This window comes from Uliginosibacterium sangjuense (assembly GCF_059132465.1).
The window spans coordinates 111,666-131,735 of record NZ_CP101132.1 but is presented as its reverse complement, the minus strand read 5'-3'; the positions used below and the strand labels follow the sequence as shown (position 1 = coordinate 131,735).

Genomic DNA, 20,070 nt, shown 5'->3' with positions numbered 1-20,070 from the left:
CTGTAATCCCAGCAGGCAGACGACTCCGCCTGCGCGTGACACGGAGACCACGATGACCCGCATGAGCCGCCGCATCCTGTGCCTGCTCGGCGCCACCCTGCTGACCCTGCCCGCCCTCGCCCAGACGCCGCCCAAGCCGCCGCGCGTGGGCCTCGTGCTAGGCGGCGGTGGCGCGCGCGGGCTGGCCCACCTGGGCGTGCTGGAGGAGCTGGAGAAGCTGCGCATCCCGATCAGTTGCATCGCCGGCACCAGCGCCGGCGCCCTGGTGGGCGGCAGCTACGCCACCGGCCAGCCCCTGACCGAGATCATTGCCAAGGTCGAGCAGACCGACTGGAACGTCATGCTCAGCGGCAGCCCGGATCGACGCAAACTGCCCTTCCAGGCGAAGATCAACGATTACAAGAACCTCTCCGCCGTCACCCTGGGCGTCAATGGGGAAGGGGTGCACCTGCCACGCAGCGTGGTCGGCTCGCAGAACATCGACCGCTTCCTGCGCGAGCTGACCCAGGACACCTACCTCAAGTCCTTCCAGGAACTGCCCATCCCCTTCCAGGCCGTCGCTACCAATCTCGTCAGCGGCGACATCAAGGTCTTTGACAGCGGCGACCTGGCCACCGCCATGCGCGCCAGCATGGCGGTGCCGGGCGCCTTCGACCTGGTTGAGCTGGACGGTCAGCTCTATGTTGATGGCATGTTCGTGCGCAACCTGCCGGTGGAGGAGATCAAGGGCAAGTGCGCCGACATCGTGATCGCGGTGGACGTCGGCACGCCCACGCTCAAGGCCAACGAGATCCATTCCCTGCTCGACATCGCAGCGCAGGCCATGAACGTGGCCACCGGACGCAACGTGATCGAGCAGCGCAAGCTGCTGGGCCCGCAGGACATCCTGATCACCCCCGACCTCAGCGGTTACACGCCGGCCAGCTTTGCCGAGGCGCCGAAGATCATCGCCCAAGGGCGCAAGCTCGACGCGCAGACGCTCGAACGCCTGCGCAGCCTGTCGATCGATGCGGACAGCTACGCGCGCTGGCAGACCGGGCTGGGGGTGTTTCTGGCCAAGAAGCCCGCCGGCTACGACCGGATCGAGGTGGCCGGCAGCGGCTTCGTGCCCCTCGAGCAGGTGCGCGAGAAAGTCGAACAGCCGCGTCCACCCGAGAGCCAGACGGAGTTGCTGGAGCGCCTGGACGCACTGCACGCCACCGGCGACTACGACCGCATCAACTACTTCCTGCGCGAGGAAGGCGGCCAGCGCGTGGCCACCGTGATGCCGCTGACCCGTAGCGTCGGCCCCAACTACCTGCGCTTCGGCACCGAGATCAGTTTCGACTCCTATCGCACATCCGAGATTGCGCTGCTCGGAAATTTCCAGATGACCTGGCTCAACACCTGGGGCGGGCAGTGGCGCAACGACCTGCGGGTCGGCTCAGATAGCGAACTGTCCAGCGAGTTCTACCAGCCCCTGGGGCTGAGCCCCTGGTTCGTCGCTCCCAACATCACGCTGACCACGCGCGACCAGCCGATCTATGACGACGACAGCCGCCACCTGTGGGACATCAGTCTGGACAGCCGCGAAGGCGGACTGGATTTCGGCTATTCCCTGGGCCGCTATGGCGAGATGCGCCTGGGCGGGTACACGCGCTCGGTCAGCACTGGCATCGAAACCGGCCTCGGCGCCGGCAACCGCGACAAGGTACGCGACAAGGGCCTGCGCGCGCTGCTGGTCGTCGACCAGCTCGACAACCCGCGCTTCCCGCGCCATGGCTATCACTTCGGCACGCGCTACCGCATCGGCGACGCGGAAGGCAGCGGCAGCGAACGCGGCAAGCAACGCGAACTGAACGCCACGGCCGACTATGCCCAGACCATCGGCGTCACCACCTGGCGCGGTTCGCTGCAGTACACGACCACGCAGGGCGCCGGCCTGTCGGACCTCGGCCAGCTCGGCGGCTTCCTCCAGTTGTCCGGCCTGCAGACCAACCGCTTGCTGGGGCAGACCAGCGCCTTCGGGCGCCTCATGGCCTACAAGCAGATCGCGCCCTTCATGCCGACCCTGGGCAGCGGCACCTACCTCGGCACCTCGCTGGAACTGGGCCGCGTCTACAAGCAACTGCTCAATGGCGAGGCCACGCCGCTGATTCCCTCGGCCTCGCTGTGGGTCGGGGTGGATACCTTCATGGGGCCGCTCTACCTCGGCGCCGGCTGGTCCAACTACAAGGGCGCCAACTTCGGCGGCTACCTCTACCTCGGCTACGCGCCCTGAGCCATCTCGTGGCACCAGGCCAACTCGTCGGCCAGGGCCTCGGCCGGCAAGGCCAGGCGACGCAACAGGGCGGGTGGCAGGGCGGCGAGGATCGCTGCCTGCGCCTCGCCGCGCGCCACCGCGTCATTGAGTCGCCGCGCCGTCCCCACCACCAGCGCGCAAGGCGAGGCCAGGTCGTCCAGCGGCGCAAGCTGCCACTGCAAGGCGTTCTGGATGTCCTCGGGGAAGTTCCAGCGGCGCGCCAGCTCGCCGCCCAGGGCACAGTGGTCCAGCCCCAGGGCAGCGCGCTCCTGCGCCGCGCACTGCTGCTCGTCCTGCCCCGCAGCGGCGCGCGCCAGGGCCAGCGCCTGCTCGGGCAGGGCCTGGTGGATCAGGAGGTGGCCAATGCGGTGCATCAGGCCGGCGCTGTAGGCCAGTTCGGCCGGGAGGCGCACGCGCCGCGCCAGGCGTCGCGCCAGGCCGGCGCAGAGGGCGGCATGGTCCCAGAAAGCCCCCAGGTCGACGCCTCGCACGCCGGCAAAGGCACCTGTCAGACCGCAGGCGATCACCACGTTGCGCAGCGGGTCGAGGCCGATCAGGGTCACCGCTTCCGCCACGCTGCCGATGCGCCGGCTGGCGCCGTAGAAGGGGGAGTTGGCCAGGCGCAGCACGCGCGCCGTCAGCGCCGGGTCGTGAGCGAGGGGGCCGACCAGGGTCGCCAGCTCGACCTCGGGGTCGGCCAGCGAGGCGATCATCTGCTGCACGATGTCGGGCAGGCTGGGCAGATGCGCCGCAGCCGCCAACAGCTTGTCGGTGGGGCTCATGCTTGTCTCCGCGAGCAGGTGGCGGGTCTATGCCCACCTCCGTCTACCTACGGCAAGCCTGGCCAGCACACGTATTGCGGATTGCCCGCAGGCTCAGTCGCCCAAGGTGGCGCGGCCCTGCACGTAGCAGGTCATGCCCTCGCGCCGCGCAAAGCCGATCAGCGTGATACCCGCCTCCTGCGCCAGGCGCAGGGCCAGCGCCGAAGGGGCGGAGATCGCGGCAAGCAGCGGGATGCCCGCCACCGCCGCCTTGTGCACCATTTCGTAGGAGGCGCGCGAACTGATCAGCAGGAAGCCGCCGGGCTCACCCGCGCGCACAGCGGCGCCGATCAGCTTGTCGAGCGCGTTATGGCGGCCGATGTCCTCGCGCACCAGGCAGCTCGCGCCGCTCACCAGCGCCGCCGCATGCACCGCGCCGCTCTCGCGGTTGAGCGCCTGCTGCGCCGCCATGCGCGCAAAACCCTCCTGGATGGCGCGCGGGGCAACCCTGAGCTCGCGCGTCACCCGTGGCACCGGGCGGATCGCGCCGGCCAGGGTGTCAGCCCCGCACAGACCGCAGCCGGTGCGCCCGGTCAGGTTGCGCCGCGTGTGGCGCAGCGCCTCCATGCGCCGCTCGATGATGCGCATCTCGATGCAGATGCCATGGGCATCCTCCTGCAACTCGATCTCCAGCAGCTCGGCGGGGGCTTGCAGGATGCCCTCGGTCAGCGAGAAGCCCAGCGCGAAGTCCTCCAGATCACAGGGGCTGGCCATCATCACGGCGTGCGAGATGCCGTTGTAGACCATCGCCACCGGCACCTCTTCGGCCACCCGCTCGGCGATGGCACGCGCACCCTGCGCGTCGAGGCGGGTGGCCGGCCAATCGAGGATGGCCCGGTCGCTCAATCGTTCCGGCACAGCAGGCGCCCCTTGTCGGTCAGGTGCAGGCAGTCGCGGCCCTGGCACGCGTCGCGCCGGGCCAGCTCCAGGGCGACCAGCTCGCTGGCCGCGCGCAGCAGGCGGCTCATCGGCAGGCCGCAGTGCTTGCGCAGGCGTGCCAGCGGCGCCCCGTCGTCCCGCGCCAGTGCGCTCAGCAAGGCCAGGGCGGGGTCGTCCATCACGGCTGCGCGCTCAGGCTCAGGCGCACCGGGATCGACTTGGAGGCGGGCGTGCCGGCGCGGTCGGCAAAGGCGCCCAAGGGCACCAGCGGGTTGGTCTCGGGAAAGTAGCTCGCCAGGCAGCCGCGCGGGATGTCGTACTCCACCAGGAGGAAGCGGCTGACGCGACGCTCGCCGTCATGCCAGTGGCTGGTGATGTCCACCCACTGGCCGGCCTGGAAGCCCAGCATGGCGAGGTCCTCGCGGTGGATGAAGCACACCCGGCGGTGGCCGTAGACGCCGCGGTAGCGGTCGTCCAGCCCGTACACCGTGGTGTTGTACTGGTCGTGGCTGCGGATCGTCATCAGGCGGAAAGGTGCATCCACGCTGTCGCCAGCCGGCAGGCCGTGGGCCATGAACTGGGCGCGGCCCGAGGGGGTGACCCAGCGCCGATCACGCGCGCTGTTGCCAAGGTAGAAGCCGCCCGGCTGCTGCACCCGCGCGTTGAAATCGGCAAACCCATCGACGACCTCGGCGATGCGGTCACGGATGCGCGCATAGTCCTCCACCAGCCACAGCCACGGTGTCTTGCTGTGCGCCAGCGTGGCCGCCGCCAGGTGCGCCACGATGGCGGGCTCCGACATCAAGTGCGGCGAGGCCGGTTCGTTCATGCCGAAGGACAGATGCACCATGCTCATGGAATCTTCCACCGTGACGCCCTGCGGCCCCGTCGCCTGCAGGTCGATCTCGGTGCGGCCCAGGCAGGGCAGGATCAAGGCCTCCTTGCCATGGACCAGGTGCGAACGGTTGAGCTTGGTCGTCACGTGCACCGTCAGCGCGCAGCGGCGCAGTGCGGCCCAGGTGGCCTCGGTGTCCGGCGTGGCGGCGGCGAAGTTGCCGCCCAGGGCGAAGAAGACCCTGGCCTTGCCCCGCTGCATGGCCTGGATGGCCTCCACCGCGTCGTAGCCATGCGCACGCGGCGGCTCGAAGGCGAAGGCCTGGCCCAGCTTGTCGAGGAAGGCCGGCGCGGGCTTCTCATAGATGCCCATCGTGCGGTCGCCCTGCACGTTGGAGTGCCCGCGCACCGGGCAGGCGCCCGCGCCGGGTTTGCCGATGTTGCCGGTCAGCAGCAGCACATTCACGATCATCTGGATCGTCGCCACCGCATGCTTGTGCTGGGTGATTCCCATGCCCCAGGTGCAGATCGTCGCGCGACTGGCCATCAGCACCTGTGCGGCCGCGTCGATCTGCGCGCGGCTCAGCCCGGCCGCGGCCTCGATCGCGGCCCAGGGCGTGGCCTGGACCACCGCGCGGAAACCCTCGAACTCCTGGGTGTGGCCGCGAATGAAATCGGCATCCTCGCGCCCCTCTTCCAGCACGCGCTTGGCGAGGCCCAGGGCGACCGCGAGATCACCGCCGATGCGCGGTTGCAGGTACAGCGTGGCCAGCTTCGTCTCGCCGCCGGCCAGCATGTCGAGCGGGTTCTTGGGGTCAGCGAAGCGCTCCAGGCCACGTTCGCGCAGCGGGTTGAAGACCACGATGCGGCAACCACGCTGCGCCGCCTCGCGCAACTCCGCCAGCATGCGCGGGTGATTGGTGCCAGGGTTCTGGCCGAAGATGAACAGCGCCTCGGCCTGCGCGAAGTCGTCCAGCGTGACGGTACCCTTGGCCACCCCGATCTGCTCGCGCATGCCCACACCGGAGGGCTCATGGCACATGTTGGAGCAGTCCGGCAGGTTGTTGGTGCCGAACTCGCGCACGAAGAGCTGGTACAGGAAGGCCGCTTCGTTGGACGTGCGCCCCGAGGTGTAGAAGATCGCTTCGTCGGGGCTGGCCAGCGCGTTCAGGTGCTGGGCGACCAGGGCGAAGGCGTCACGCCAGGCGATCGGCACATACCTGTCCTGCGCCACGTCGTAACGCATCGGTCCGGTCAGGCGGCCGTGCGACTCCAGCGTGTGATCGTCCTGCCGCTCCAGCTCGGTGACCGTGTGCGCGGCGAAAAACTCGGGCGTGGCGCGATGGCGGGTGGCCTCGGCGGCCACCGCCTTGACCCCGTTTTCACAGAACTCGAAGCTGGAGTGGTGGTTCTTGTCGGGCCAGGCGCAGCCGGGGCAGTCGAAACCCTCGGGCTGGTTGGCATGGCGCAAGGTCTGCATGCCCTGGGCCACGATGCCCTGCGCCCGCAGCGCGGCCAGCGAGGCCTTCAGCGAATCCCAGCCGCCCGCCGGCTTGGGGTAGTACTCGATGCGCTTGTCTGCCATGGCTCAGCTTCCCGGTGGAAGACGCATTGTCGACCGCCGCCGGGCCGCCGGCAACAGGCCGCATGACGCGTGGCAGAATGCGCTGCCTCATCCATTCCACGGAGCCCTCCATGCCGCGCCTTGAACCCACCTCCAAGACCTGTCTGCACCGCCTCAACCGCCGCCAGCGCAAGAAGCTGCGCGTGGGCGAATTCCAGGAACTGGCCTTCGAGCTGGAGATCGCCTTCAAGACGCCGATGGAAGACGCGGGCTACGAAGACTTCATCTACGCCTTCATCGACTTCGCCGAGGCGCGCGGCCTGCTGCTGGGCGCCTTCGGCGGCAAGCTACCGATCGAGCGCACCGACGGCCTGGTGTCAGCGCAGAAGGGCTCCTGCAGCGACGAGGACCGCAGCGCGCTGACGGCCTGGCTGCTGGCGCGGGCCGAGGTGGCCAGCGCCAGCGCCGGTCCGCTGCGCGACGGCTGGTACGGCTGGAAGTTCTGAGCAGACGGCGCAAACACGCCAGAACCAATTTTTACGGCGTCTTAAAGTCGCCCGGCTTCCCGGCTCAGCGCATCCAGTTCGGCCAGGGCGGCGGCGATCTCCTCGGTGCCCTGGGCCGCCTCGGTGAGGATGTTGGAGATCTCGTTGGTGGAGGTCTCCTGCTCGGAGATGGCACTGGCGATGCCGGTCGACAGGCCCGCGATCTTGCGCATGATGGCGTTCATGCCGTCGATGGACTGATGCACGCGGCTGGTGTTCTCCTGCACGCTCTGGATCAGCTTGCGGATGTTGGCCGAGGAATTGACCGTGTTGACCGCCAGCGACTTGACCTCTTCGGCCACCACCGCGAAGCCGCGCCCGGCCTCGCCGGCGCGCGCCGCCTCGATGGCCGCGTTGAGCGACAGCATATTGGTCTGCTCGGCGATCTCGGTGATCAGGCCGGTGACCTTGCTGATCTCCTGCGACTGCTTGTTGAGCACGGTGATGTCGTTGGCCGCATCGGCGGCCAGGCGCACCGCGTCATGGATGACCTGGGTCACCTCCTGCACATGCTTGGAGATACCGTGGATGCTGTTGGCCACGCCTTCCATGGCCGACGAGCCCCCGCGCACGCTGTCCTTGATCTGCTCGGAGTTGCCCGATACCGCGGCCACCTTGCGCTCCATACCAGCGAGCGTGTCGCGCAGGGTCTGGCGCAACAGCGAGCCGTACAGCGAGCTGGAGAGCTGCACCTTGATCGACTCGTACAGCGTGCCGTCCCACGGCCCCAGCACGAACACCGCGATGCCGATCTGCAGCTCGTTGAAGTGCAAGGGCACCACCACCAGGGTCTGGCGTGCCCGCCCGCTGCGCAGGATGCGCGGGATCAGCTCGCTCACCGCCATGCACTCGTTGTCGAGGCGTTGCGGGTGGGCCTTGTCGTAGGCCATCAGCATGCGCACGCGGGACGGAATGGTGAGCCGGTTCCACCCCGGCTCGCCCTCGTAGACCCCCAGGTAGAAGGCCGGCACGCCCAGCTTGGGCAACTCGGCCTGAAGCAGCTTGATAAGGGCCGACGTTTCCTGCGTCGTCGTCATCTTGGCGCCCAACTGACTCACGCTGCGCTCCAGCTCCAGCGCTTTCATGCTGGCCGTCTCATGGATCTGCACCGACAGCTCGGACAGCAGCACCCGCGCCTGCGAGAACAGGTCCTCGGCACGCAGGATGCGGCCACGCCGCCACAGGCTGGGCAAGCGATGGCGGCGCAGCACCGACACCGCCAGTTGCAGCACATCGACCGACAGGTCGGCGGCATCAAACTGCAGCACCGCCTCGGTCACCGCCTGGTTCAGTGCGCCGGCGCGGCGCCCCCAGCCCAGCTCCTCGTTCAGTGCCTCGACCAGGCGCTCGGCCACCGTGTCGAACAGGCGGCCGTGCTCATCCGCATTCTTGAACTGGCCGGCCAGGGCCTGGACGATCTCGGCGCGGGCGCGGCGCGCGCTGAACACGCCGCAGGCGCGCACCAGCCCGGTCACGAAGGCCAGCGGGGCAAAGCGACGGTGCAGCGAGACCAGGCCCGAAGCGGCGGTCGCGACCTGCTCCGAGGCGCAACCGCAGGACTGGCGCAACACGGCCTGGCCCGGCAGCTTGGTCACCTCGGCCACCGGGGCGCCACGCGCCTTCGCGTTGAGCACGTCCAGCGCGCAGGCCACCTGGGTGTCGCCGCGCAGCGCCACGGTGCTCACCGGCGGCATGTTCACGCGCGTGTCGAAGATGTCGTTGCAGCCGGTCACCGCCAGGTCTTCCGGCACGCGGATCCCGCGCCGCTGGCATTCCTCGATGGCGCCGATGGCGATGTTGTCGTTGACGCAGACCATGGCGTCGAAGTCCTCGCCCACCGCGAGCCCACGCTCTTCGATGAACAGGCGGACCAGCTCGGGGCCACGGTCGCGGTTCCAGTTGCCGAAGGGCGACAACAGGCGCTCATCGAGTGCGATGCCATGCTTGCGCAGCGCCTCCTGATAGGCCTGCAGGCGCTCCTGCGCCAGCGGGTGCTCCTCGGGGCCACGGCAGAACACGATGCGGCGCTTGCCGTGCGCCGTGATCAGGTGCTCGACGAGCGCCTGCATGCCGGAATGACTGTCGTTGACCACCACCGGGTGCGGCGGCACATGCTGGGTCAGCGTGACCAGGGGCAGCTTGTCGTAGATGCGGTACTGCGGGCTCTGCGCCTTGTCCTTGTCGGAGGCCGCCCAGTTGAGCGCGCCCAGATAACTGTCATTGACCAGCGCATAGATCGCAGCGCCGGGATCCTTGCCAAAATAGCCACCTCGGAACACCACCAGGTCCTGCCCGCTGCGCTCGACCGCCGCCAGCGCCCCCCGGAACAACATCTCCGACGCGCTGCTCCCGCCGATCTCGCGCGCCAGAAAAGCCACTGCCTTGCCGTTTGCCACAATGTCCCCTTGAACAGAATCGGTTGCCGACCCACCGGGGCGCCCTGAACGGTGTCTTTCCCCGGCTACCAAACTCATGCACTGCAAAACTGGACAGCTAAACGAAAGTGCTAGGGTTGGAATTTAACACCGGGACACAATCCGGGGCGCTCATGATGCGGGCGAATGACAGGCTATTTCTCGATTCGGCGGGACGCGGTACCGTCCGGGGCGGGGCCTTCACATAACCGTCATAAGGGAGTACTGGACCATGCTGGACCTCATCATCCGCCACGCCACCCTGCCCGACGGGCAGCGCGACCAGGACATCGGGGTCGCCGCCGGGCGCATCGTTGCTGTCGCGCCGGCCCTGCCCGCCACCGCCGCGCAGGAGATCGACGCCGCCGGGCAGTTAGTGACGCCACCCTTTGTGGACGCGCACTTCCACATGGACTCCACCCTCAGCTACGGACAACCGCGCATGAACCAGTCCGGCACCCTGCTGGAGGGCATCACGCTATGGGGCGAGTTGAAACCACACCTGACGCAGGAGGCCCTCGTCGAACGCGCACTGGCCTATTGCGACATGGCGGTGGCGCAGGGCCTGCTGGCGATCCGCTCGCATGTCGACATCTGCGATCCGCGCCTGCTGGCGGTGGAAGCCCTGTTGCATGTGCGCGAGCGGGTCAAGCCCTACCTGGACCTGCAGCTCGTCGCCTTCCCGCAGGATGGGGTGCTGCGCAGCCCCGGCGCGCTGGGCACCCTGAGCCGCGCGCTCGACATGGGGGTGGATGTGGTCGGCGGCATTCCGCACTTCGAGCGCACGATGGCGGACGGCGCCGAGTCGGTGCGCATCCTGTGCGAACTGGCCGCCCAGCGCGGCCTGCGTGTCGACATGCACTGCGACGAAAGCGACGACCCGCTGTCGCGCCACATCGAGACCCTGGCCTACCACACGCAACGCCTGGGCCTGCACGGCCGCGTGGCGGGCTCGCACCTGACCTCGATGCACTCGATGGACAACTACTACGTGTCCAAGCTGATCCCGCTGATGCGGGAGGCCGGCGTGGCTGCCATCGCCAACCCGCTGATCAACATCACGCTACAGGGGCGGCACGACACTTACCCCAAGCGGCGCGGCATGACGCGCGTGCCCGAACTGCTGGCGGCCGGCGTGGCTGTCGCCTTCGGCCATGACTGCGTCATGGACCCGTGGTATCCGCTGGGCAGCGGCGACATGCTGGATGTGGCCCATATGGGCCTGCACGTCGCGCAGATGACCGGGCAGGACGCGATGCGCCAGTGTTTCACCGCTGTCACCGAGACACCTGCGGCGATCCTCGGGCTGGAAGGCTACGGCCTGGCACCCGGCTGTCGCGCCGACCTCGTGCTACTGCAGGCGAGCAACCCGATCGAGGCGATCCGCCTGCGCGCCACCCGCCTGCTGGTGCTGCGTGGCGGTCGCGTGATCGCGCGCAGCGCACCACGCCAGAGCGAACTCAGCCTGTCCGGTCGCCCAGCCAGCGTGGATCTGCGGCAGCGCTGAGCGCCCGCAGCCGGCTCAGCGCCGCCAGCCCTCGCGCTCGTAGGCACGCGGCGAGCGGTGGTCGTAGTAATGGTGATGATGGTGGTGGTGGTACCCATAACGCGGCGGCGGCGGCGGGCGGTGCCAGCGCGGCGGCGGGTAGGGACGGTAGTAGGGCGTGTCCACCACGATCACGCGCGGCGGTGGCGGATAGTAGATCGCGCCGGGCACATGGATGCCGACATGCACATCGACCCCCGCCTGCGCGGCGGGACTCAGGATGCCGCTGAAGGTCGCGAGCAGGCCGGTACCAATCAGTCGGACAAAAGTGTGTGGGGTTGTCATGCGTCTTCCTCCTTGGGGGGTACATGGAGCAAGTAACGCCAAGCAAGAAACCCGTGCCGACACGCCCTTGTAAGCGTTTGTAAGGCCCGCGCCTACGTTCCTGTATAGTACAACTTAGTAGCTATATGGTTGGATAAATGTTTCTGTTTATGGAGTCTTCCGTGCTGCGCTTTGACGTCCCGCCCGTGTGGTCCAACGCCGCCCGCCTCGATGCCCTGCTGACCTTCACGATCAGCGCATCGGCCCTGGCCGGTTTTCCCTATCTGGTCCCGATCCTGACCTTGATGGGACTGGTGCGGGGGTTCTTCGGCCACCACCTGTGCCCTTCGCATCGCGTCTACAGTGGCTTGCTGCAACGGGCCAATCTAGCGGGCAGGCTGGAGAACGCCGGCGCCAAGATGTTCGCCAACAAGCTCCTGCTGATCGCCAGTGGCATCGCCACAGTGCTTTACCTGCTGGGCAGCGGCCTGTGGATCGTGCCGGTCGCCGCGCTGCTGACGTTCTCGCTGCTGGAAGTGGCGTTCTCCTTCTGCGTCGCATGCTGGGCCTACTCCGCCTGGTACCGGCTGTACCCGCCGACCTGAAGCGCAGGGTGCGCGGCCGGCGGCCGCGGCGGTGATACTGTGCGCGCATGTCCCGCCTGCGCGCGCTGTCCGCCTGCTGTCTGAATTTCTGCCGCCAGCATCCCTGGCGGGCCGCCCTGGCGGCCTTGTTCAGCCTGGCCCTGTTGGCCGACCGCCTGCTGCCGCCCCCGCTGCCGCGCGACGAGCCCGGCCTGGTGGTCGCCGCCAGCGATGGCGCGCCGCTGCGCAGTTGGCCTTCCAGCGGCGGCATGTGGCGCTACCCCATCACCCCCGAACAGGTCTCACCCGACTACCTGGAAGCGTTGCTGAGCTACGAGGACCGCTGGTTCTGGTATCACCCCGGCGTCAATCCCTTCGCGCTGGCGCGCGCCGGCTGGCAGTGGCTGGCCCACGGGCAGATCGTGTCCGGCGGCTCCACGCTGACGATGCAGGTGGCGCGCATCCTCGAACGTCCACCACGCACGCTGCCGGGCAAGCTGCGCCAGATCCTGCGCGCACTGCAGCTTGAATTGCGCCTGTCCAAGCGCGAGATCCTGACGCTCTATCTGAACCACGCGCCCATGGGCGGCATCGTGGAAGGGGTGGACATGGCCAGCCGGGCCTACCTCGGCAAGCCCTCGGCGCAACTGTCGCAGGCCGAGGCCGCCCTGCTGGTGGTGCTGCCGCAGGCGCCCTCGCGGCTGCGCCCTGACCGCTACCCGGCGGCCGCGCAGCGGGCGCGCGATAAGGTGTTGGTACGCATGGCGGCGCAGGGCCGCTGGTCGCCAGCAGAGGTGGAGGATGCACTCATCGAGCGCGTGGCCAGCAACCCGCTGCGCGCCCATTGGCTGGCCCCGCTGGCCGCCGAGCGCCTGCGCCAGGGCGCGCGCCGCGACCCGGCGCGACCGCTGACGGTGGTGCAGTCCACGCTGGACCGCGCGCTGCAAGCGCAGCTCGAACGCCAGCTCGCCGACCGCGTGGGCCAGTTGCCGCCGCATGTGTCGATGGCGGCCATGATCATGGAGAGCGACACGCTGCTGGTGCGCGCTTACGCCGGCTCGGCCGATTTCTCCGATGCGCGCCGCTTCAATCACGTCGACATGGTGCGCGGCGTGCGCTCGCCCGGTTCCACGCTCAAACCCTTTCTCTATGCGATGGCGCTGGACGAGGGCCTGATCCATTCCGAGAGCCTGCTGGCCGACGCACCGCAGGCCTTCGGTGGCTACGAGCCGGGCAACTTCCAGTCCAACTTCTCGGGGCCGGTGAGCGTGTCGGAAGCCTTGCAGCGCTCGCTCAACGTACCGGCGGTGGACCTGCTGGAGCGCGTCGGCCCGGCGAAGTTCGCCAGCCAGTTGCGCGCCGGCGGCCTGCGCCTGCGCACCGGCGTGGGCGTGGCGCCCAATCTCAGCCTGATCCTCGGCGGTGCCGGCACCACGCTGGAGGAGCTGGTCGGCGCCTACCGCGCGCTCGATGCCGACGGCCTGGCCGGCCAGCCACGCCTGAGTCCGGATGCACCCGTCGTGGAGCGGCGCCTGATGAGCGCGGGCGCCGCCTTCATCGTGCGCGACATCCTGGAGGCCGGCGGCCGCCCGGAGCGCCCCTTCCACGACGGCAGCGGGCCGCCGCTGGCGTGGAAGACCGGCACCAGCTTCGGCTTCCGCGACGCCTGGGCGGTCGGCGTATCGGGCGGCTACACCCTGGGCGTGTGGATCGGCCGGCCTGACGGCACACCCAACCCCGGCTTCTTCGGCGCCAATGTGGCCGCACCGCTGCTGCGCGACATTGCCGCCACCCTGCCACGACGTGGCGACACGCGCCGCCAGCGCCCGCCCGCGGTCAGCGCCGAGGCGATCTGCTGGCCGCTGGGCCTGCGCGCGGCCGATACGCCCGAGGCCTTGTGCCACGAGAAACGCAGCGCCTGGGTACTCCACGCCACCGTGCCACCGACCCTGCCGGACCGGGTACGCAAGCGCAGCCTGCACGAGACGATCTGGCTCGACCCGGCGAGCGGCGCGCGCACCACGCCGCGCTGCACGCCGCAGGCTCAGGCGCGCGAAGTGGCGCGCTGGCCGGCCCTGCTGGAGCCCTGGCTGGACGTGGCGGAGCGCCGCGCGCATGCGCTGCCATCCTGGCTGCCTGCTTGCACGCAGGGCGAGGGCAGTCCGCTGCGCATCGCCGGCCTCGCGCCGGACAGCCAGATCCGCCCCGCACCGGGCAAGCGTGCCGCGCTCATCAGCGTGCAGGCCAGCGGCGCCCAGGGCGAGCTGTTGTGGCTGCTCGACGGCAAGCCCCTGGGGCCGCCCTCGGCACGCAAGACCCTGGCCGTCCAGGTGAGCGAACCCGGCCCACACCGCCTGACCGTGATGGACGGCCATGGCCACCACGATGCCGTCGCCTTCCGCCTGAGCCCGGCCACCTCGCCTTGAGCTGTGTCACCACGGTGACAAGGAGCGCGGCTATACTTCCTGTTGCACTGCAGCAGCACAATTCTTGTCGCTTTCCGCTTGCCTCTCTCCACCTTCACGAGGAGTTGATGTCATGGTCATGCAGGTTGTACGCCCGGCGCTGGCCGGCAAGAAAGCCCTGGTCATCGGGGTCGCCAACGAGAACTCCATCGCCTTCGGCTGCGCCGCCGCTTTCGCCGAACTGGGCGCCGAGCTGGCGATCACCTATCTCAACGAAAAGGCCAAGCCACACGTGGAGCCCCTCGCGCAGAAGCTCGGCGCGTCGCTGTTCCTGCCGCTGGACGTCTCACAACCCGGCCAGCTCGAAGCCGTGTTCGAGGAAGTGAAAGCCAAGTGGGGCGAGCTGGACATCCTGGTGCACTCCATCGCCTTCGCCCCCAAGGAAGACTTGCAGGGCGGCCTGCTGGACTGCTCGGCCAACGGTTTCTCGGTGGCCATGGACGTTTCCTGCCACTCCTTCGTGCGCATGGCCAAGCTGGCCGCGCCGCTGATGAAGGAGGGCGGCAGCATGTTCGCCATGAGCTACCACGGCGCCCAAAAGGTGGTGCCCAACTACAACGTGATGGGTCCGGTGAAGGCCGCGCTGGAAGCCTGCTGCCGCTACCTCGCCTACGAGCTGGGGCCGCAGAAGATCCGCGTACACGCCATCTCGCCGGGGCCGCTCAAGACCCGTGCCGCCTCTGGCCTGAAGGACTTCGACCTGTTGCTGAACCAGGCCGTGAGCCGCGCCCCGGTGGGCGAGCTGGTCGACATCATGGACGTCGGCTTCGCCTGCGCCTACCTCGCCACCCCTTACGCGCGCCGCATCACTGGCGACACGCTGTACGTGGACGGCGGCGTCAACATCATGGGCTGAGCGCGCGGGCGCCGCGGCCACCCGACCCGCGGCGCTTCGCCTTGCGCTAACCTTGCCCTCGTTCATGTTCGCAAGCGGAGTCCCTTCATGGGTTTGCTGGGCTGGTTTCGCCGTCGTACTCCTGACCTGGCCACGGACGGTTCGCTCGACCGCCTGATCCAGGAGACCACCGACTACATCATCCGCATGACCGACCCGCGCCTGGCCGTGGTGTCGCGTGCGCGCGACAAGCTGGCGCCGGCGGTGGAGACGAGCATCCGTTTCCTGCAGGAGCAGCGCGCGCTGCTGCCCGAGCCGCACCTGCTGAGTGCCCAGCAATGGGCGCAGGACCCCTGCCTCAAATGCATGTTCGTCACCGCCCAGGACGTCGACAAGACGCTCGCCGAGGCGGCCGAGCTGCGTGGCTTCTTCGAGCATGCGCCGCTGCTGGAGGAGGCGCACGCGATCATGGGCATGTCGGTGCGCGAGCAGAAGGTGCTGGGCATGGCGCTCAAGGGTGAGATGGTGCAGCGCGACGTGGCGCTGACCACGGTCAGCTTCTCCGATCACCGCCTGCGCCTGTTCGGCGATTCGCCGCAGAACCTGTGGCGCGCCATCGCGCGCCGCCTGGTCGACGAGCTGGCGCTGATCGCGCTGTCGCGCATCAACGCCGAGCGCGAGGAACGCAAGTCGCTGGAGACCGACACCGCCCTGCTGCGCGCGCGCCTGCGTACTTTCGAGCGGCGCGGCACAGGCCTGGACCACATGCTCAAGGAGGGCCAGGGCGCCGGCCAGACCGACTCGCGCAAGCTGCTGCACCAACTGGAGACCAACGAGCGCAAGCTCAAGGCCCTGGGCGCCAGCGACGGCCAGCTCGAGCGCGAGCTGGAGCTGCTGCGCGCGGTGTTCGCCGCACCGGCCGAACACATCGAGGTGCAGGCATGCCGGCTCAACGTCGATGACATGAACCAGGTGCTGGGCGAAAACCAGGGCGGCACCCTGATCGAGTACGATCTGGTGCGCGTACGGCGCGAGGCGGAAACCATCGAGCGGGCCTTCATCCCGGTACGGGTGGGCCGCCAGTTGCCGCAGGCGACCGGCTTGCGCCTCGACGAAGCCTCGGTCCTGCTGGGCTAGGTGGGGCTGCATTCACGATTCTGCGTTGTCTGACCGCGAGGACTCCATGCAAGCCAGTCGCCAAGATCTGCCCCGCACCCTGCTCGCCATCCTGTTCATCGGCCTGTTGCTGATCGGCAGCCTGCTCGTGCTGCGCCCCTTCCTGCCCGCCCTGGTGTGGGCGACCATGCTGGTGGTCGCAGCCTGGCCCTTGATGCGGGGCATCCAGGCACGCCTCGGCGGCAGCCGTGCGGCCGCCGTCACGATCATGAGCCTGAGCCTGCTGCTGGTCCTGATCGTGCCGCTGACGCTTGCCATTACCACCCTGGTCACCAATGCCGGGCAACTGGTGGACATGGCGCGCGGCCTGCAGGCCTTCCTGCTCTCGCCGCCGCCGGAATGGGTCGCGCGCATCCCGCTGGTGGGCGGCAAGATTGTCCAGTTCTGGACTGACTACGCCAGCATCGGCCTGCAGGGCATCGCGCTCAAGCTGGCGCCCTACATGCAGGAGATCAGCCACTGGTTCGCCTCCCACATCGGCAGCCTTGGCTTACTGGTCCTTCAGTTTCTGCTCACCGTGGTGTTTGCCGCCTTGCTGTTCGCCCAGGGCGAGGTGGCGGCCGACGCAGTGCGGCGCTTCGCGCGCCGCCTCGCCGGCGAGCAGGGCGAGGGCATCGTCAAACTGTCGGCCCAGGCCATCCGTGGCGTGGCGCTGGGCGTGGGCGTCACCGCCCTGGTGCAGTCGCTGCTGGGCGGACTCGGCCTGCTCATCTGCGGTGTGCCCTTCGTGGCGATCCTGACCGCGCTGATGTTCATGTTGTGCATCGCCCAGATCGGCCCCATCCCGGTGCTGGCGCTGGCCATCGGCTGGCTGTTCTGGAGCGGCGACTCGCTGTGGGGCGGCGTGCTGGTGGGCATCACCTTGCTGGTGGGCAGCCTCGACAACGTGATCCGCCCCATCCTCATCAAGCGCGGCGCCGACCTGCCGCTGCTGCTGATCTTCGGCGGCGTGATCGGCGGCCTGATGGCCTTTGGCCTGGTCGGCATCTTCCTCGGCCCGCTGCTGCTGGCGGTGAGCTACACCCTGATTGGCGCCTGGATCAACCAGACACCGGCCAGCGCCCCGCCCGTCGCCACGCCGCCACCTCAGGCGGAGGACGGCGCCGCCAGTTTGCCCGACCCCGCGGGCTTGAGCCGCACATAGATCGTCTTGTCGACCGTGGCGACGACCTCGCCACGCTGGTCGACGATGTCCACCGAGTAGGTCGGCTCGTACTTCTCGCCACCGGCGGTGCGGGCCCGGATGTCCTCCAGAATCGCGTCGTCGATGCGGAAGCTGGCCGTCACCCGCCCCTTGGCCGGCAACTTGAAGTGGATGTTGGAAGCCTTGTCCCACACCACGTAGTCGCGGCCCAGGTTGTGCAGGATCAGCAGGGCATAGAACGGGTCGGTCATGGCAAACAGCGAGCCGCCGAAATGGGTGCCGAAGATGTTGGTATTGAGCAGGCCCTGACGCATGCGCACGCGCGCCTCGCGGTAGTCCTCGGCGATGTATTCCACATGGATGCCCGCCCCGATGAAGGGCGGCCACAGGTTGATCAGGCGCCGCGACATGCCGGCCGAGAGCGAGATGTTGCGCAGGAAGCCCTGCTTGAGCTTGGGACTGGTACTCATCGTGGTGCTGCCGTGAAATCGTAGGCCCGCTCTACCCTGGCGATGCGCAACTGGTAGCGGGCGTACCAGTCGCTGCGCCCCTGCTCACGCGCCAGCGTGTGCTCGCCATGTTGGCGCCAGGCCGCGATGGCCTCCAGGCTCGCCCAGTAGGAGACGGTGATGCCGAAACCATCTTCCCCGCGCGTACTCTCGACCCCCAGGAAGCCAGGCTGCGTAGCAGCCAGCTCAACCATACGCTGCGCCATCTCGGCATAGCCATCGTCCGGCCGCGCCGGCTGGCGCTGATTGGCGAAGATCACCGCGTAGTAGGGCGGCTCCGGCAAGGGGGCAAAGGCTTCGGCTGGCGTGCTCATGTCAGGCTTTGGAGAGCAATTTCAATGCCGCCCGGATGCCCTCGGCCACGCCGATTTCCGCCGGCAACTGCTTCATCGCGGCGAAGGCCTCCTTCTCGTTGTAGCCCAGGGCCAGCAGCGCATGGGCAATGTCGGCCTGATGCCCGCCCGCGCCCTGCACGGCAATGCCACCGACATTCGGCAGCGCCTTGGCGAGCTTGTCCTTGAGTTCCAGCAGCAGACGCTCGGCGGTCTTCTTGCCGATGCCGGGGATGCGCGTCAGCAGCCCCACCTCCTGCAACGCGACGGCCTGCGCGAGGTCCGCCACCGACAGGCCGGACAGCACGGCCAGCGCGGTGCGCGCGCCGATGCCGGAAATCTTCAGCAACTGGCGGAAGGCGCTGCGCTCGTCTTCGCTGCCAAAACCGAACAGGATGTGCGCATCCTCGCGCACGATCAGGTGGGTATGCAGGCTCACCACTTCGCCGGTGGCCGGCAGGTGGTAGAAGGTGCTCATGGGCACCTCCAGTTCGTAGCCGACGCCCTGCACGTCGAGCAGAATCTGCGGTGGGTTCTTGGCAAGCAGCTTGCCGGTGAGTCTTCCGATCATTCGCGGTCCACGGGGTAAGCAAGGAATTCGGGCAAGGTCTCGGCGCAGGCCGACAGCGCGGCGATGGCCGGGTAGCGCCCGGGCTCGGTGAGGCCGGGCTGGGCGAACTGGTTGAAGCGCCAGGCCACGGCCAGCGTGATGTCTGCCTGGGTCAGCGCCTCGCCCTGCAACCAGGGCTGTGCGCGCTCGGCAATCGGCTCCAGCAACTGCCAGGCGTCGTCGAGCTGCGCCTTGATGCGGGCCAGCCAGGGCTCGTGCTGCTTGTCGGCCGGCCGCAACTGCCGCTCGTAGAGATGCTGCACCGTCTTCTCGCAGGCAACCAGGGCCACGCCGATGATGTGCAGGGCATGTTTGCGGGCAGCGAGCGTCGCCGGCAGCAGGCGCTTCTCGGGCGGCGCGAGCTGCTCCAGGTAATCGAGAATCAGGCTGCTGTCGACAAGGATCTCGCCGTCCTCGCACACGAGGGTGGGCGCCTTGACCAGCGGATTGATGGCACGGAAGGTATCCATGTGGCGAAACACCGACACCGAGCGGTGTTCGAAGGCGAGCCCCATGCGTGCGGCCGATACGGCCACGCGTCTGACATAGGGCGAATCGAGCATGCCGATGAGCTGCATGATGGTGACTCCTCGTGGCTGCGGGCAGCCCCCATTGTGACCCAGCCAGCTCAGGCCAGCGTGATCTCGATGCGTTCCTTGCCGCGCCCCGGGTTGCGTCGCTTCAACACGATGCGCCCCACCTCGCCGGTGCGCCGCACATGGGTGCCGCCGCAGGGCACGCGGGCGAAACCCGCGACCTCCCAGTAGCGCCGCTGGGTGGCCTCGTCCTCAAACGCCGTGACGATCGGCAGGTCGGCATCCAGCAGGGCCTGCGCCTCCGCCTGCAGTTGTGGAATCAAGGTCCCGATGCCCTCGGGCCACTCGAAGTCGATGCGCGCCTTGTCCTGCGCGATGTGGGCGCCGATGCGCGCCACGCCGGGCAGCGCGCGCATGCTCAGCTCCAGCACCACCTCGGCCGCAAAGTGCAGGCGCATGAGGCAACGGCGGCGTTCGCCGTCGATCTCGACCCGCACGATCTGGCCCGCCTGCAGGCCATGCCCGGCGGGCAAGCGATAACGGATGTCCAGGCCGTCGAGCTGCGCCTCTTGCACCACCTGCCCGCCGATGCTGCCGGCATCGCTCTCCTGTCCGCCCGAGAAAGCGAAGAAGATGGTCTCGGCCAGCCACACCCAGTCGCCGTCGACCCGCGCGACCCGGGTATCGAGCGCGGTACGGCCAGGGTCTTGCCAGAACAGCTTGTGCGTCAT

The 20,070-nt window shown here is 68.6% G+C and carries 19 protein-coding genes; 8 read left to right on the top strand and 11 right to left on the bottom strand.

Annotated elements, in window-relative coordinates; translation table 11 throughout:
- The first annotated feature begins 52 nt into the window (after positions 1-52).
- Positions 53-2,260, top strand: a complete 2,208-nt coding sequence (locus NMB43_RS00610; protein WP_494350215.1) for a patatin-like phospholipase family protein — start codon at positions 53-55, stop codon at positions 2,258-2,260.
- Here NMB43_RS00610 and NMB43_RS00605 read toward each other — a convergent pair.
- The 4 genes from NMB43_RS00605 to NMB43_RS00590 all read right to left on the bottom strand — a co-directional run bounded on the left by NMB43_RS00605 (position 2,248) and on the right by NMB43_RS00590 (position 6,400).
- On the bottom strand, positions 2,248-3,063 hold the full coding sequence (locus NMB43_RS00605; RefSeq protein ID WP_494350214.1) for an HDOD domain-containing protein: 816 nt from the start codon (positions 3,061-3,063) through the stop codon (positions 2,248-2,250). The two genes, NMB43_RS00610 and NMB43_RS00605, sit on opposite strands and share 13 nt — an antisense overlap.
- Positions 3,064-3,156: 93 nt before the next feature.
- Complete coding sequence (fdhD, locus tag NMB43_RS00600) at positions 3,157-3,960, bottom strand: formate dehydrogenase accessory sulfurtransferase FdhD (RefSeq protein WP_494350213.1); 804 nt, start codon at positions 3,958-3,960, stop codon at positions 3,157-3,159.
- The gene (locus NMB43_RS00595) at positions 3,945-4,160 is read right to left on the bottom strand and encodes a helix-turn-helix domain-containing protein (protein WP_494350212.1); all 216 of its coding nucleotides are present in this window, start codon (positions 4,158-4,160) and stop codon (positions 3,945-3,947) included. The genes fdhD and NMB43_RS00595 overlap by 16 nt, the downstream gene beginning before the upstream one ends.
- Entirely contained in the window at positions 4,160-6,400 is a 2,241-nt protein-coding gene (locus tag NMB43_RS00590; protein ID WP_494350211.1) for an FdhF/YdeP family oxidoreductase, read from the bottom strand. The genes NMB43_RS00595 and NMB43_RS00590 overlap by 1 nt, the downstream gene beginning before the upstream one ends.
- A 110-nt stretch (positions 6,401-6,510) precedes the next feature.
- On the opposite strand from NMB43_RS00590, the gene NMB43_RS00585 reads away from it, so the two are divergent.
- Positions 6,511-6,885, top strand: coding sequence for a YggL 50S ribosome-binding family protein (locus tag NMB43_RS00585; protein ID WP_494350210.1), 375 nt, complete (start codon positions 6,511-6,513; stop codon positions 6,883-6,885).
- A gap of 41 nt (positions 6,886-6,926) precedes the next feature.
- On the opposite strand, the gene NMB43_RS00580 is transcribed toward NMB43_RS00585, so the two are convergent.
- Positions 6,927-9,302: a methyl-accepting chemotaxis protein gene (locus NMB43_RS00580; RefSeq protein ID WP_494350209.1), complete on the bottom strand. Its 2,376-nt coding sequence runs from the start codon at positions 9,300-9,302 to the stop codon at positions 6,927-6,929.
- Between the two features lie 268 nt (positions 9,303-9,570).
- Here NMB43_RS00580 and NMB43_RS00575 point away from each other — a divergent pair, with 268 nt between their 5' ends.
- Positions 9,571-10,845: an amidohydrolase family protein gene (locus tag NMB43_RS00575; protein WP_494350208.1), complete on the top strand. Its 1,275-nt coding sequence runs from the start codon at positions 9,571-9,573 to the stop codon at positions 10,843-10,845.
- Between the two features lie 15 nt (positions 10,846-10,860).
- On the opposite strand, the gene NMB43_RS00570 is transcribed toward NMB43_RS00575, so the two are convergent.
- A complete protein-coding gene (locus tag NMB43_RS00570) occupies positions 10,861-11,169 on the bottom strand; it encodes a hypothetical protein (protein WP_494350207.1) in 309 nt (102 codons plus the stop codon).
- A gap of 161 nt (positions 11,170-11,330) precedes the next feature.
- On the opposite strand from NMB43_RS00570, the gene NMB43_RS00565 reads away from it, so the two are divergent.
- The 5 genes from NMB43_RS00565 to ydiK all read left to right on the top strand — a co-directional run bounded on the left by NMB43_RS00565 (position 11,331) and on the right by ydiK (position 17,352).
- Positions 11,331-11,753, top strand: a complete 423-nt coding sequence (locus tag NMB43_RS00565) for a DUF4395 family protein (RefSeq protein ID WP_494350206.1) — start codon at positions 11,331-11,333, stop codon at positions 11,751-11,753.
- 47 nt (positions 11,754-11,800) lie between these two features.
- Positions 11,801-14,158 (top strand): penicillin-binding protein 1C, encoded by a 2,358-nt coding sequence (pbpC, locus tag NMB43_RS00560; RefSeq protein WP_494350205.1) that lies wholly within the window; start codon positions 11,801-11,803, stop codon positions 14,156-14,158.
- Positions 14,159-14,270: 112 nt separating this feature from the next.
- Positions 14,271-15,053, top strand: coding sequence for an enoyl-ACP reductase FabI (gene fabI, locus NMB43_RS00555; RefSeq protein ID WP_494350204.1), 783 nt, complete (start codon positions 14,271-14,273; stop codon positions 15,051-15,053).
- 87 nt (positions 15,054-15,140) lie between these two features.
- A complete protein-coding gene (locus NMB43_RS00550) occupies positions 15,141-16,169 on the top strand; it encodes a hypothetical protein (RefSeq protein ID WP_494350203.1) in 1,029 nt (342 codons plus the stop codon).
- 46 nt (positions 16,170-16,215) lie between these two features.
- On the top strand, positions 16,216-17,352 hold the full coding sequence (gene ydiK, locus NMB43_RS00545; RefSeq protein WP_494350202.1) for an AI-2E family transporter YdiK: 1,137 nt from the start codon (positions 16,216-16,218) through the stop codon (positions 17,350-17,352).
- Here ydiK and NMB43_RS00540 read toward each other — a convergent pair.
- The 5 genes from NMB43_RS00540 to NMB43_RS00520 are packed head-to-tail and all read right to left on the bottom strand — an operon-like array spanning position 17,295 to position 20,070.
- Positions 17,295-17,822 (bottom strand): DUF4442 domain-containing protein, encoded by a 528-nt coding sequence (locus tag NMB43_RS00540; RefSeq protein WP_494350201.1) that lies wholly within the window; start codon positions 17,820-17,822, stop codon positions 17,295-17,297. The genes ydiK and NMB43_RS00540 overlap by 58 nt on opposite strands.
- Positions 17,819-18,175 (bottom strand): antibiotic biosynthesis monooxygenase family protein, encoded by a 357-nt coding sequence (locus NMB43_RS00535; protein ID WP_494350200.1) that lies wholly within the window; start codon positions 18,173-18,175, stop codon positions 17,819-17,821. The genes NMB43_RS00540 and NMB43_RS00535 overlap by 4 nt, the downstream gene beginning before the upstream one ends.
- Before the next feature lies 1 nt (position 18,176).
- Positions 18,177-18,764, bottom strand: a complete 588-nt coding sequence (ruvA, locus tag NMB43_RS00530; protein ID WP_494350199.1) for a Holliday junction branch migration protein RuvA — start codon at positions 18,762-18,764, stop codon at positions 18,177-18,179.
- On the bottom strand, positions 18,761-19,381 hold the full coding sequence (locus NMB43_RS00525; RefSeq protein WP_494350198.1) for a glutathione S-transferase family protein: 621 nt from the start codon (positions 19,379-19,381) through the stop codon (positions 18,761-18,763). The genes ruvA and NMB43_RS00525 overlap by 4 nt, the downstream gene beginning before the upstream one ends.
- 50 nt (positions 19,382-19,431) lie before the next feature.
- Positions 19,432-20,070 (bottom strand): alanyl-tRNA editing protein, encoded by a 639-nt coding sequence (locus NMB43_RS00520; RefSeq protein WP_494350197.1) that lies wholly within the window; start codon positions 20,068-20,070, stop codon positions 19,432-19,434.